The organism is Blautia hominis, from assembly GCA_002270465.1.
Taxonomy (GTDB): Bacteria; Bacillota; Clostridia; order Lachnospirales; family Lachnospiraceae; genus Blautia; species Blautia hominis.
In genome coordinates, this window is the sequence record NQOF01000001.1 from 734681 (window position 1) to 749403 (window position 14723).

The 14723-nt window shown below is 47.3% G+C and carries 10 protein-coding genes; 1 reads left to right on the top strand and 9 read right to left on the bottom strand.

Features of this window, described 5'->3' with window-relative positions:
• Nucleotides 1-3: 3 nt before the first annotated feature.
• The 7 genes from CI595_RS03410 to CI595_RS03440 all read right to left on the bottom strand — a co-directional run bounded on the left by CI595_RS03410 (nt 4) and on the right by CI595_RS03440 (nt 11020).
• Nucleotides 4-2691: an FAD-dependent oxidoreductase gene (locus tag CI595_RS03410; RefSeq protein ID WP_095171705.1), complete on the bottom strand. Its 2688-nt coding sequence runs from the start codon at nt 2689-2691 to the stop codon at nt 4-6.
• Nucleotides 2692-2917: 226 nt separating this feature from the next.
• Complete coding sequence (gene hypB / locus CI595_RS03415; RefSeq protein WP_095171707.1) at nt 2918-3592, bottom strand: hydrogenase nickel incorporation protein HypB; 675 nt, start codon at nt 3590-3592, stop codon at nt 2918-2920.
• A 157-nt stretch (nt 3593-3749) separates the two neighbouring features.
• Entirely contained in the window at nt 3750-5435 is a 1686-nt protein-coding gene (locus CI595_RS03420; RefSeq protein ID WP_095172370.1) for an AAA family ATPase, read from the bottom strand.
• Between the two features lie 453 nt (nt 5436-5888).
• Nucleotides 5889-7163 (bottom strand): HAMP domain-containing sensor histidine kinase, encoded by a 1275-nt coding sequence (locus CI595_RS03425; protein WP_095171709.1) that lies wholly within the window; start codon nt 7161-7163, stop codon nt 5889-5891.
• A complete protein-coding gene (locus CI595_RS03430) occupies nt 7150-7830 on the bottom strand; it encodes a response regulator transcription factor (RefSeq protein ID WP_095171711.1) in 681 nt (226 codons plus the stop codon). The genes CI595_RS03425 and CI595_RS03430 overlap by 14 nt, the downstream gene beginning before the upstream one ends.
• A gap of 13 nt (nt 7831-7843) precedes the next feature.
• The gene (locus CI595_RS03435; RefSeq protein WP_095171713.1) at nt 7844-8614 is read right to left on the bottom strand and encodes an ABC transporter ATP-binding protein; all 771 of its coding nucleotides are present in this window, start codon (nt 8612-8614) and stop codon (nt 7844-7846) included.
• Between the two features lie 24 nt (nt 8615-8638).
• On the bottom strand, nt 8639-11020 hold the full coding sequence (locus CI595_RS03440) for an ABC transporter permease (RefSeq protein ID WP_095171716.1): 2382 nt from the start codon (nt 11018-11020) through the stop codon (nt 8639-8641).
• 300 nt (nt 11021-11320) lie between these two features.
• Here CI595_RS03440 and CI595_RS03445 point away from each other — a divergent pair, with 300 nt between their 5' ends.
• Nucleotides 11321-11593 carry a CD3324 family protein gene (locus tag CI595_RS03445; RefSeq protein WP_095171718.1) on the top strand — a complete coding sequence of 91 codons (273 nt, stop codon included), beginning with the start codon at nt 11321-11323 and terminating at the stop codon, nt 11591-11593.
• Nucleotides 11594-11722: 129 nt separating this feature from the next.
• Here the strand turns inward: CI595_RS03445 and CI595_RS03450 are convergent, their stop codons facing one another.
• Both CI595_RS03450 and CI595_RS03455 read right to left on the bottom strand, forming a co-directional pair.
• Complete coding sequence (locus CI595_RS03450; protein WP_095171721.1) at nt 11723-13129, bottom strand: sodium:solute symporter family protein; 1407 nt, start codon at nt 13127-13129, stop codon at nt 11723-11725.
• A gap of 198 nt (nt 13130-13327) precedes the next feature.
• Nucleotides 13328-14560, bottom strand: coding sequence for an MFS transporter (locus CI595_RS03455; RefSeq protein ID WP_095171723.1), 1233 nt, complete (start codon nt 14558-14560; stop codon nt 13328-13330).
• Between the last annotated feature and the right edge of the window lie 163 nt (nt 14561-14723).

The window sequence follows — 14723 nt, forward strand, 5'->3', positions numbered from 1 at the left end:
GGATCAGTCCTTTCTCCGTGTAGTTTTTGCGGAGGAGGCGGCGATCTTTCCGGTCCTCTTCACCGCATTTGCCGCTATCTTCACAGGAAGCTTCTCATATAAATCCGGCTTAGAATGGCCGGTACGTTTCAGATGGATGGCGTCAAATTTACACTTTGTGGTACACATGCCGCATCCCACGCACATATAGGAATCCACCTGTACGGCACCGCAGCCCAGGCATCTCTCTGTCTCTTTTTTCAGCTGTTCCTCCGTGAATGTCATCCTGTCATCCTGGAAGGTCCCCTTCTTTTCCTGTGCGTGAGCCGGCCGCTGCCTTGGTGTATTGTCAAAGCTCTTCAAGTCCACAGCCACATTATTTTTATCAAATGCGTGGTATTCTCTTCTATCACGTCCCAAAGTCAGGGTCTGTCCCGGCTGTACATACCGGTGAATGGATATTGCCCCTTCTTTTCCGGCCGCGATAGCATGAATGGCGAATTTAGGCCCGGTACAACAGTCACCGCCCACAAACACATCCGGTTCCTTGGTCTGATAGGTCAGGCTGTCTGCCTGTGCCGTATTTCCCCGTCCGAGTTTCACCTTGCTGCCCTCCAGAAGGCCGCCCCACTCAATGGACTGTCCGATGGAGAGAAGAACCGTGTCTGCAGGAACCGTAATGGTATCCTCCTCATCATATTTTGGAGCAAAGCGGTGCATCTCGTCAAACACGGATACGCAGCGCATAAATTCCACGCCAGTCACTTTTCCGTTCTCCGTCAAAATACGTTTTGGTCCCCATCCGTTTTGGAATTCCACCTGGTCAGCTTCTGCTTCCTCGATCTCCTCATCCAGGGCCGGCATCTCCTCCCGGCTCTCCAGACAGTACATATTAACGGTGTCAGCCCCCTGCCTTGTTGCCGTGCGGGCCACATCTATGGCTACGTTTCCGCCGCCTACTACCACTACATTCCCGGAAAGCGTCCGGCCTCGGCCCAGATTCACTTCACGCAGAAATTCCACGCCGGATACCACACCCAAAGCGTCCTCACCTTCCACATTCAGCCTGCGCCCGCCCTGAGCACCCACTGCTATGTAAAATGCCTCGTAGCCCTGTTTTCTCAGCTCATCCAGTGTCACATCTTTTCCCACTTCCACACCGGTCTTAAACTCCACGCCCATCTCTCTCAGCACGTCGATCTCTGCATTCAGCACCTCTTTTTCCAGACGGAAGGAGGGAATTCCAAGGGCCAGCATACCGCCCGGCTTCTCCTGTTTTTCAAAGACAGTCACCTGATAATCGTCGATGGCAAGGTAATACGCGCAGGAAAGTCCGGCAGGACCGCCGCCGATAACTGCTATTTTATTGCCCAGATGATACCTTTTTGGCGGAACATAGCGCACATCACTGTCCAGCTCTTTATCTGCAATAAACTTCTTGATCTCATCAATGGCGATGGGCTCATCAATATCCCCGCGGGTACATTCATCCTCACAGCTGTGGGGGCAGATACGTCCGCAGACAGCCGGGAAGGGATTTTCCTTTTTAATCAGCTCCAGGGCTTCTTTATATTTTCCTCTGGCAGCCAGCTTGATATATCCCTGCACCGCAATGTGGGCTGGGCAGGCTGTTTTACAGGGAGAAGTCCCCTCTTCGGCCACATCCTGCCGGTTCTCGCGGTAGTCCATATTCCAGTTCTTTTTGCTCCACACATGGTCTCTGGCTGTGGGTTCCTCTTTCTTTGGAACCGGATTTTTGGCACAGAGTCTCTGTCCCAGCTTCAGGGCATTTGTGGGACAGTTTTCCACGCACTGGCCGCAGGCCACACACTCCTCCGGATCCACTTCCGCGGTAAAATTGGAGCGGATGGCATCCGGGGTGCGGAATAAGGTTGCAATACGCATGGAAAAGCAGGAACAACTGCAGCAGTTACAGATTGCTGCTGATTCCCCCAGGCCGTCTGTAGCAGGCATCTCATGCATCAGGCCATTGTCCTCCGCGAATTTGAGGATTTTAAGCACTTCCTCCCGGCTTACCTGACGGCCTCTTCCCGTCCTGATATAATACTCCGCTCCGGTTCCCATCTGGATGCAGATGTCCTTTTCCAAATGACCGCAGCCCTCGCCCAGCACTTTTCTGGACTGGCGGCAGGAGCAGTCTGACACACTGAACGTATCATATTTCCGCAGATAATAAGACAGCTTTTCCCAGGGCTGAACTCCGGGCAGATCCTTTATGGCGCTCTCCACAGGAGTCACACGCATCATTGCCATGCCTTCCGGAAAAAGAGGGGCCATAGGCGCGATCCTTTTTCTGGTATACTCCTCAAAAGCCTTGCCGATCTCAGGGTGCGCGGCTAACTGTTCCCGGTTATTTACCATCATTTCCAGCATACCCGGCGCAAAAATGTTGATAAAGTACCTGTCCCGTTTATCCTTCTTATCGGTCCAGACCTTAACCACACCTGTGTAGGTAAGCCGGTCCAGAAGCTTTTTGGTCTCCTCCCTGCTCTTTCCGCATTTTTCCACAATATACTCAAAGGTACGCGGCTGGCGAAGCCCCATCACCAGGGCCACATCCGCCATATCATCCGTCACCACGGCATTCAGTGCATAATATTCCGGAGCCTTCTCATCAATCCGGTTCATTGCCCCAGCAACACCGCCCACCATTTTTGCCAGTTTTACAATTTTCGGTCTTAAATTTGCCATATACTAACCCACCCTTTCTATACCATTCTGCAGTTACCCTGTTGTAACAGTTCAGACAGGTCTGCGCATTTACTGCGCTGACCGTATGAAAAAGTAGTACCAGCAGGCATCCGGCTCATCGCGAAGCGATTTTTAATGGCTGGATGCGTAATGGTTCAGCTTGTCTGAACTGTTACACCCTGTTTCTGTTCACAGTCCTTCCATTCAACAGCTCTGTGAAAAATGATCACGCTCCTTCTCTCCAGGTTTTTACTTCTGCTCTCAGCCAATCTGCCCAGACATCCACACCTTCCCCTGTCTTGGCACTGATGGGGATCACTTTTGCATTAGGATTGCGGAGTCTGATGTTCTCTCTGCACTTTTCCAGATCAAAATCAAAGTAAGGCATCACATCCACCTTATTGATCAGCACCACATCACATACAGAGAACATCAACGGATATTTCAGCGGTTTGTCATCCCCCTCCGGAACAGACAGGATCATGGCATTCTTCACAGCCCCCGTATCAAACTCCGCCGGGCAGACCAGATTCCCCACATTCTCCAGCACAGCCAGGTCCACATTCCCAGTCCCCATAGCCGCAAGCCCCTGCCTGGTCATGTCCGCGTCCAGATGGCACATGCCGCCTGTGTGGAGCTGTATCACCTTCACTCCCAGATTTTCTATGGTGCGGGCATCCACATCCGAGTCGATATCCGCCTCCATAACACCGATTCTCATTTCCGCCTTCAATGCCTCAATGGTCCGCTGCAAAGTTGTAGTCTTGCCTGAACCCGGGGAAGACATGAGATTTAAAAGAAACACTTTCTCCTTCTTCAATTCTCTGCGGAGTTCCAAAGCCTGCCTGTCATTATTATCAAAAATGCTCCGCTTTACTTCAATGGTACGGAATTCTCCCATACCCGCATCCCTCCTTTTCGCACTGTTTTATACTATCATCATACTATGCCGGGACTGCTTTTACTATAGACAAAACCGGCAGTTTGTCAAAAATTTTTGATAAACTGCCGGTTCCGTAAACAGGAATCATCCCGTCTTCATAACAAGACTTTCTTTCCTACTTCATAACAAGACATTCTTTCCTATAAAAACAAATACCATATTTCTTTATATTTGAGTATCCGTCTGACCGAAGAGACGCTGCATAGTCCTTCTCCTCAATCTGTAAAAGCGCTTCTTTGCAGGCTGCCTCCATTTTTCCGAAATCACGTGCCACTTTTAGCTCCAGAATCACAGCTCCGCCTCTGACGGAGGGTGTTCTCAGAATAATATCTGACCTTCCGGTTCCGCTCTCCCTATTGGAATAGACACTATATTTCTGTGACGTTTTTAAAAGCCCGGTAAGAAAACCGTGATAATAATTTTCCGCATAATCAAAGAAACTGATCGTATCCAATAACTGATCTGAAATAAAACGTCCAATAGTCTCACAGTCTCCGTTCTCCATTGCCGCAAAGAGGGATGACATGTCTGTTTTTCTTATCTTTTTGTCAAACCATGTGAGAATCGTATTTCGGTAAATAGAACGAATCTCAGCATTTGGAATGGATAGATCCAGATATATGATCTCCTGTACCTGTTTTTCCCCTGACTTTTTCAGGTATCCGGTAAAATACAGAAAATTCCACAGATTATCTGCTGACTCACGGATATCACCGTAAGTAATATCCTCATGTACCGGTTTTTCTATGGCCTCCCCGGCTATAAGCTTTTCAATTTCTTCCCGGGTTTCAAAATCCGCTTCCTCCACCAGCTCACGGATAATATGATTGGAGGAAGTGTTAGACCAGTAAGCTTTTGGATACGCGTGGAAATCTATTGTAGCTGTTTTAATATAGTTCACAATACTCCATGGATTATAAATTTCCGCAGAGCCGAACTGATAACCGTCATACCAATGTTTCAGCTCCTCAAACTTACATTCCAGCCCATAATAAGCCAGCATTTCTTTTACTTCACCCTCTGTAAATCCAAAACAGTCAGCATATCCGGGGCTCAGCACAGAAAAAACTTCCAGATTGTTCAGCCCCGTAAAGATACTCTCCCTGCTGATCCTCAGACAACCGGTGATCACTGCAAACTCCAGATTAGGATTCGTCTTCAGCGCTGACTCAAAAAGAGAGCGCATAAATGTGATCATATCATCGTAAAATCCCTCAAAATATGCATTTTCCAAAGGAACGTCGTACTCATCAATCAGTATGATCACGTTTCTGCCGTGATATTTTGCAAGACATCCTGAAAGGAATTCCAGTGCCCTTGCATACTCGATATCCTCTGCCTTCCATTCCATGATCATTTTGAATCGTTTCTTCTCATGCTCCGTCATACTGTCCGTGCCCAGAACATAATCATGTCTGCCAAATTCCGCTGCGATCTCATCTCTCAGACATTTAAAGGCATTCTCATAGGTAGGCTGTTTTGCAGATTTAAGAGAAAGATTGATCACCGGATACTGTCCCTGATGCGACATATATACATCCCCGTATGACGAAATCTTCAAGTTGTCAAATATATAACTATTGTCAATCCTACTCCCGTCATCCCCCATCTCCATTTCAAAAAAACGCCGTAACATACTAAGATTCAACGTCTTACCAAATCTCCGCGGCCTGGTATACAAATTCACGCAGCCAGCCATATCTATCAGCTCTTTGATCATCAATGTTTTATCAACATAATACATATTCCCATCAATCAAACGTTTCATATCCTCATACCCAACCGGTATTCTCTTTCTCACAGAACCACCCCCTTTACCATTTCCTTTATTATAATTGATTCCCTCCTGATACACAAGGCCCCCTAAACTCCCCACTGTCAGCAATCTGAATTATCCTCACCCCACACCCGTGCCCGGCAGCCCACCTCCCAATGTACAATTATGACACATTCTATCCCATATCACACTGACCGCCTCATATTTCTTAAAGTAACCTGCTTTTCCCACTTCCGCCTTAAAAAACCAGGGAAGTGCAAAGGGGATGGGTGGGCTGCAGGTGTATATCTGTGGCAGCGAGGTTAAGTGGAAGGTTCTGTGAAATCCACCTCTTACGGAAACTTAGGCGCGAACCCGCTGGTGAGCGTCTTAGTTGCAGTTAGAGGTTAGTTCACAGGTTCTGGAACGTCGAGCGGCCACAGATATACACCTGCAGCCCACCCATCCCCTTTGCACTTCCCGTCCCAGTCCCCATCCCTACCGAAATACCATCACGATCCCCATCCCGTCCACCTCCCTCTCCGCAAACACCTCCCCATCCATCTTCCTCATGATCTCCCTGCATATATAAAGCCCCAGCCCACTCCCCTGCTGTCCTATACTGTTGGTCCCTCTGAAAAAGCTCTCGAAAATATGATTAAAATCATTCTCCGACACTGCCTCCCCTGTATTAAAAACACGTATCAGCTGACAATAATCCTCCTCATAAAAACTAATCTCGATCCGTCTCCCATCCCCATACTTAAACGCATTCTCCATCACATTGTCAACCACTTCCAGTGCCCTATCCAAATCCCCCCGCAGGATCCGGTTTTCATACTTTCCCATCACCAGTTCCACCATCCGCACCGCACACTTTTCCACATAAGTATCCGCCACCCGCTTCACCAGTTCTTCCAGATAAAATTCCCCCATTTTCACCCGGATATCCAGTATATCCTCTTTTGAATTCCTCACGATCTCCGCCACATACCCCTCAATCTCCTCCGCCTTCACTCCAATCTGATGGGCTGCGTGCCGTTTCTTCTCCTCTGTATCATAAATCCCCTGCTCCAGCGCTTTCCCATAAAGCTTTATGGTCCCAAGAGGCGTTTTCATATCATGAGACAAGGACAACAACATTTTTTTCTTTTCCCTTTCCAGCTCAAGCCCCCGCTTTTTTGTCACTTCCAGGGTATCTTTTAACTGCCCGATCCCCCATAAAAAATCTCCGAAATATCTGTTTTTCTCCTGCTTCACTTCCCCTTTCAGGTGCCCTTTTGCCAGCTCATAGGGCAGCTCCCTCACCCGGTTGAAAGGCTTGATCACCCGGTATTTCAGATATAGAAGTATCCCTATGACCGTCACTGCCATAAACGCAAGCGCAGCCTGCACGGTCACCATCACACCGCCCAGGCTTATATTTTCTTCTCTATATAAAAAACGGAGATACCCTTTCAGGCTGCTGTCTGCAAACCAGGGTTTCACAACAACATTCCCCTCATTTTCATCTCCGAAAAACACATCCGCTTTCTCCCGGCTTTCTGCCTCCTCCAGGGGCAGAGTATCTATCCTGTATACATCCCTGTATCTGCTCAAATCCACTTTATCCGGATGTGTTCCTCCCAATATCTCTTGATAGATCCGGTTGATCTCCACTCGGAATGCTCTGTCTTTTTCCCCCTGCATCCGGTATAGAACCATACCTGTTCCCAGTGCCAGAAAAAGATAGAGACACACAAACACTGCCAATATCCTGTTATATTTCCTCATACCGGTACCCCACTCCCCAGACAGTCTGAATACGCTTAGGCGCCCTGGGATCATCCTCTATTTTGCTTCTCAGCATCTTAATATGAACTGTCAAAGTCTGGTTTTCACTAAAGCTGTCCATCCCCCATATCCGGTCAAACAGATACTCCTTGTGAAGCGTTCTGCCCGGATTCTCAGCAAGTAGGAGCAGCAGCTCATACTCCTTCGCATTCAGCTCTACTGCCTGGCTCTCCCGGTAAACCTTCCGTGAATTCCTGTCTATGGTAAGCCCCCCGGATACCAGGTAATCGGTCTTTGTCCTGGCACCGTAAGTTCTCTGCATCAGTGCCCTCACTTTAGCAGTCAAAAGATCCGGGTCCACAGGTTTTTCCATATAGTCATCCGCCCCCAGTAAAAACCCGTTTAACTTATCATCTTTTTCCGCCCTGGCACTCATGATCAGTATGGGGATATCCCCCTTCTCACGCACTGCCCGGCAGACGGCAAAGCCGTCCATGCCGGGAAGCATAATATCCAGAAGCAGTATCTTTACACGGTTTTCCTCCAGGTATGCAGATGCCTCCTCCCCTGTAGGAACAGAATGGACAGAAAATCCGTCCTTTTCCAAAAATGCCTGCAGAAGCTCTGCCAGCTCCCTATTGTCTTCCACCAGCAAAATATCTTTCATACAAATCCTTTCTTTACCATCCAAGCTTGATCAGCCAGTCATTCAAAGTACGCTCCCTGGCCCTTAAGTCCTGGTCCTTCTGCCATTTCCCAAGGGTGATATCCTCCCGGATATCACCGTCCTCAATATACAAAACCCTCTCACAGCGGGCCGCCACCTTCATATCATGGGTAACCAGAAGAATACTGGTGCCCTCCTGGTTAATACGGTTCAATTCCTCCATGACCTCAATGGAATTCTGTTTGTTCAGCGCTCCTGTGGGTTCATCCGCGAAAATGATCTTCGGCTCATTGATCAGGCTGCGGCAGATACATGCTCTCTGAAGCTGTCCGCCTGACACCTCATTGATATCATTGTCAGCCACTTCACTGATTCCCAGTTTCTTCATCAGTACCTTGGCCCTCTCATTGACTGCTGCCCGGCCAGCCTTTGTCTTTCCCACGGCGGTCTGGTAAGCAGGCATAATAATGTTATCATAGATTGACAGATTTTTCAGCATATACATCTGCTGAAATACAAATCCCATCTGTTCCAGCCGCATATCACTGATCTCATTGGCACTCAGCTTTGTCAGCTCACGCCCAAAGAAATCCACTTTTCCAGCAGTGGCATTGTCCATGCCGCTGACCGTATAAAGAAGGGTCGTTTTGCCGGAACCGGAGGGCCCCATAACCGCCACCATCTCCCCTTCTTTGATCTCCAGATTTACATTCCTGAGCACATTATTCTGGCGCTTATCAATAATATATGTTTTGCACAAATTAGAAACTCTCAATGACTCCATTTTCCTCTACCTCCGTCCAAACCTCTACTCTATATTGTTCATTTCACGTATATGGATCTGTTTCACTTTTCTGGTTGCAAATATGGTGGCTGTAATGATTCCCACAAGCAGTATACCCGGATAAACGCCGTATACCTGCCAGGGTACAACCTGGATCTCAACACTGGCTCCCATGATGGCAAAGATCGGTTTCAGTACGAACCGGTTGCTCAGAAGAGACAGTGGCACTGCCGCTATCATGGATACCAGTACCACCCATACCATTCGGAGGATCTGCCATCTCCGGATACTCCAATTCCTGAATCCCACACTTTTCATCATGGCAATCTCCCCTTTCTCCCTCACAATAAAGAGTTTTTCCATAAGCGCGGTGATCAGCATGATGATCGCGCAGAGTAAACCCGTCATGGGGAGCAGAAGGTCCGATAAGGAATCCTGGATACCGCCCACATTCTGGTCAACCAGGGTCTGTGCGTCCGTCCATTCATAGCCGGGAAGCTTCTCCTGAAGTTCTTCGGCCAGCTCTTTCTGTGTCTTATCCGTATCCATATCCACCAGGATATTCCAGTAATCCGCTAACATTTCATCCCTCATATCAATGACAGGATTCAGTCTGCCGGACTGTCCTAACTGCATATAGTCAGAGTAAGTGCCCGTTATAATAAACTTTTTGTTTTTGCTGCCGATCATGATATCTACCCAGTCACCAATATTCCATTCATTCTGTTCCAATACCGTTTCTGAGAGTGCGATCTCGTTTTCCAGCCTCGGGGCCTCACCTTTGTCATAAATCAGATAATCATTGTCCGGTCCCAGATTTTGAAGAACCAAAAGCTTTTGGTCTGCGGCCGTTCCATCCTTTGAAATCTTCAGAAAGTAAAACGGAATCCCCGTAAGTTCTGCATCGTATCCCTTTTCTTTCATTTCCTGTTCTACACGCCGCATTCCTTTTGTAAGTTCCTCTTTATTTTTATAATTCCCCTCACTTGGCTGCTCAATCCTTCTCACATATACCGCGCTTTCAGGGTCCAGGGCGAACTTGACTACCATCTCCCGGCTCCGCATGGTATTGATGGTATTCAGGGGAATAGTGATCAGCACAAAGCTGATGCAGAACGTGATCATAAGTACCAGATACCGCCTCATATGCGTGAGCATATCGTTAAGTCCCAGGAACATGGACACAGACATTTTCCCTCTCCGGTTCAGCCTGATCCCGGCCCTTCTGCCGTATCTCTCCCCTGACTTTCCGCTCCGGATGGCAGAGATCGCTGATATCTTATCCAGCTTTCCGGTGCAGATATAACAGAAAAGCATGACCAGAAAGATGATACACCCTGAGCAGATGAAATTCACCCACAGGTTGGAACTGCTGTCCTCCATGATCATATTCCGGCTGACACTCTTCACCATGAACCGGCTGACCGGGACACTGGCTGCAAATCCGATCACACTGCCCGCTGACACCAGGACCAGATACTTGATGAGATACACCTTTTTCACAATAAAATTCCGGAATCCCACGGCCTTCATGATTCCGATTTCCCGGTATTCTTCCTCCATAGTGAACACCAGTGTAAAGCGAAGCACCAGAAGCGCAATGAGGATCAGACAGATACCTACCAGTATTAAAAGGGCAGCCATGATCATATCGAAGGAATAGATCATGTCGTATGTGCCCTTTGTGACTGTGCTTAAAACGGTTGTAAAATCCTGGTCATTTAAAGTCCTCACAAATTCTGTCTCATCATCTGTCATGACCAGATACATATTGATATCTTCTGCATGTTGGTCTTTATGGAGCGCATCATAGTCCTGACTGCTTAAAATAATACGGTTCATTCCGGTCATATCATTCCCAAACGCCGCATCCTTCATCTGCCGGGAAACCGTCAGTTCTTTCTCTGTGTCACCCACGGAAACCACAATCTTATCCCCTGTCTCCAGATGATTTCTCTCCATAGCATCCCTGGTCATGGCAGCCTGCCCGTCCTTCAGGGAGAAAGCTTTTCCGTCCATATCAAAAACCTTGCAGTATTCCATTCCCACAGCACTTATATATACCGTGGTCCCTGCGGTATCATATTCCTTTTTCTTTTGGTTTCTTACTATTTTTATATCTTGGTCATTGAGGGCGATCAGACTGCTCTTTCCGTATTCCGTTATCTTCCCCTCTTGGCTGTCCAGCCATTTTTCCACTTTCTCACTCTCTGTTTCTCCCCGCATAATGAAGTTCACACTGGGGATTTTTGAATAGTTTGTGTAATAATCAATGGCTGAACTCACAACCAGGATATTATTCACACTGCTGGCCAGAAAAATAGTTGCGATGGTGATAAACAGAAACAGTATCACATTGACTCCTTTTCTCCTCAGCAAATCCTTTTTTAATATTCTGTAAAGCATTTGGCTATCCTTCCCTTTCCTGTTTTCTGAGTTGATTATAACCCGGCAATTATGAAAAAATCCTTAAATCGGATATGCTTTTTCATACATGCAAAGAAAACATTCCTGATTATCCTATACAAATCCGCCGCTATAAAGTATAATCATACCGTAGGCAGAACTATTTTTCAAACAACAAAAGGAGGCATTTTCTTTATGAAACGATATGTAATGTTCGCGTAGCAGAGGCTATTGCGGATCATGACCAAATATAAAATAGCCTTTGCGAATCCTGGAACTAAAATAACCGAGGAGGACAGGATGAGCTACAAAAAGGCTGATAAGATCCTTCCAAAAGAATTGCTGGAAATGATACAGCAGTACGTGGAGGGTGAGAGCATCTATATTCCCAGGAGGACAGAACACAGGCGTTCCTGGGGAGACGGCACAGGCATCCGGCAGGAGATCGCAGCTCGCAATTCCATGCTGTACCGTGATTACCGGGACGGTGCAGATCCCGCGGGACTGGCAGATAAATACTGCCTGTCTTTGAAAAGCGTACAGAGGATCTTATTACAGGAAAAAAGGAAATAGGTAACTGTTTATTAAGATTACAGTTATAAAAACAGCAGCAAATACAAATGGCCAGCATAACCTGCACGAATGCGTTATGCTGACCTTTTTTATATTGACTTATTTTCCGGCTGAATTACAACCGGTCTTCTAATCCAGAAAAACCGTTTCTCTTTTATCTATCACAGACCCCACGATCAAAAGAGCCAGTGACATGAGGCTTCCCACGATCACCTCCGGAACACCGAAAGGATTTCCCAGCAGGGATTTCCACACGACAGAAGAAATCAATCCCCCCATCATTCCCATGGTAATTCCCAGTTTTTTCGCTTTTTTTGACAGCAGAGCCGCCATAGCCGGAATCGCGATTGCTGAAGCAAAATAGGACATAGACAACACCAGCGCTTCCAGGATATTTTCCATCCGCAGTGCAAACACCAGAGCAAGCAGACCGATCACTACCACCGAATATTTTGACAGCTTTAGCTGAGTCTCCGGCTTAATCCCGGGATGGACTGCCAGCAGAAGATCTGTACATAATGTCTGGGACGCCAGCAGCAGATAGCTGTCAATGGTTGACATAACAATAGCAATCAGGGACGTGATCACCAGCGCATATAAGATAGGAGGAAAGGATTCTTTTACAAGTAGAGGAATCAGCATCTCGTGGGATACCCCTTTAGGAAAAGAGGGATACAGCACCAGTGCGCAGACACCTATGATGGTGACTGCAAAACTGTAAAACAGGATGATCACATTTCCCCCTATGGCCCCTTTGCTCGCCACCTTGGAAGACGAAGCCGCGAAGGAACGCTGCCAGTATGGAGGCCCGGCCAAAAAGTAAAGCAGATATACAACCATATAAGACACAATGGATTTATCAAACTTCAGTTCAAAATAATGTTTCGGAAGGCTTGCCGCCAGTTCAGCCGGCCCTCCTACTTTTGCCAAAGCCGCCGCCGGAAGCGCCACCCCAATGACTACGATCAACAGAATCCCCTGAAGGGTATCCGTGTAAGCCACCCCGTAAAACCCAGACAAGGTGGTATAAGCGATCACGATCACAGTGGTGACAACAAGGGCTGCCCGATAAGAAATCTCCCAGTCATCTGCCATGACCATCTGAAGGATTTTGGAGGAGGCAACCATCTGGGTGCCTGCCGTCCCGATCACAGTCCATCCGATAATGGCAGAGGCGATCAGGGCGGGCAGACGGCCGAATCTCTTGGTAATCAGATCCGGAATGGATAAAATATGATATTTCTGCCCAATCCTCTGGATCCGCCCGGCAAAAAGGCAGAACACGGCAAACGCAAACACCGTTGCAAAGGTAGGCAGCACGGCCGATATCCCGATTTCATAAGCCAGACCTGATTTTCCCAGGGTGGAGGACGCACCAATCCAGGTAGCCGCAAAAGTCAGCATGATCACAGGCCAGGGAAGATTCCTCTGCCCAAGATAATAACCTTCCAGATTTTTCGATTTTTTCTGCAGCACAATACTGATGACCGCTGTTGCCGCAAAATAGATCATTAACACTATAAGTACAAGAACCATATATTTTCACCTGACCTTTTGTAAAATTCTTGCAACTATTCAGTAGGTCTGCGCATTCACTGCGCTGACCGTAAAAAAGTGTGCCACAGCCAAGCAAAAATCCCATCACCGAAGGCGATTCTGCATGGATTTTTGCCTGTAACTGTGAGGGTACTGAACAGTTACAAATTCTTTTTATGCCGCTGCTGTCTTGGCCTTTTATGCAGCTCTGTTTTTCTTCCCCATCCGGTTAATGATCAGAGCAAATACAATTCCCAGCAGAGCGAACAGGATAATTGCCCCAAATACAAACTTAAATCCCGCCGCACCCGGATTATTGTCAATCAGTTTTCCAAGTATCAGGTTCATATACGCGTCCGGAAGGAACCCAATGGCGCAGATAATCCCTGTGGCTGTACCCGTAAATTCCTTGGGAACCCCGGCTTCCCCCATAGTCGCAAAATAAATTCCCCTAATGGCATACATAACAGTAGCAAAAGCGATCACGGTTACAATTGCAGGTATCAGCATGTTTGGTTTTCCGGGAATGAACAAGAGCAGAGCGGCAAAAACGATCTCCACCACAAACAGTCCCATGACCATCTTTGAATAGGAGCTGGTCTTGTCTGCTATTTTTCCCATGATAGGTGCACTGAAGATACCGATCCCATAACTTCTGATGGTGGCAATGATACCAGCCGTCACGGTAGTCATACCAAATATCGTAGTCAGATATGTAGTTGTGTACTCGGATGCCACCTGGGCACTGTATGCACACATAACAAGGAATGCTACGATCCAGATACCGGGAATCTTTAAAACTTTAATATAATCTGCCAGCGCTGCCGTTGAACGTGCTTCGTCTTTACTCTTTTTAGGAAGGAGCAGCCACATGGCAGCAGTAAGTATAGTATAAACAATACCGTAAAAGATCAAAACATAGCGCAAAGGCTGTTCTGTAAGGACAAAGTGGTTAAACACCGCAAGGGCTGCAAAGTTGATCAAAACGCCTGCCAATGCACGGATCCCCTCACTGTACCCGAATATGGACCCCTGCTCATTGTCATCTGCCAGGATACGGATGGCCTTCACAGCAGAAACCCAGAATACCACATTGGAAAATGCCAGTAAGAACTGAATTGCCATAAGCCCCGTCAGAGATGGAATGGTGGCATACCAGAAAGTCAGCAATGCCAGCATCAAGTTAGAGCCCACCAGCATCTTGCGGTTGTCAAACCGGTCCGCAAGAATACCTCCCGGGATATAAATGATCATTTTTGTTATGGAATAGACACTCATAATGGTGCCCACCTGCGTGTTGGTCAGCTGAAACTCTTCCACCAATGCATCATAAAATACAGTTTTTAAATATGGAACACGGTAGATCAGGCCCGCTGATATGGTGACCACAAAAAACGCGATCCATTTATGCTGCTTATTTGTATTTCCCATCTACATACCTCCCTGGTTTTTATACTACTGCTGTAACTGTTCAGTACCCTCACAGTTACAGGCAAAAATCCATGCAGAATCGCCTTTGGCGATGGGATTTTTGCTTGGCCGTGGTACAATTTCTTATGGTCAGCGCAGTGATTGCGCAGACCTACTGAATAGT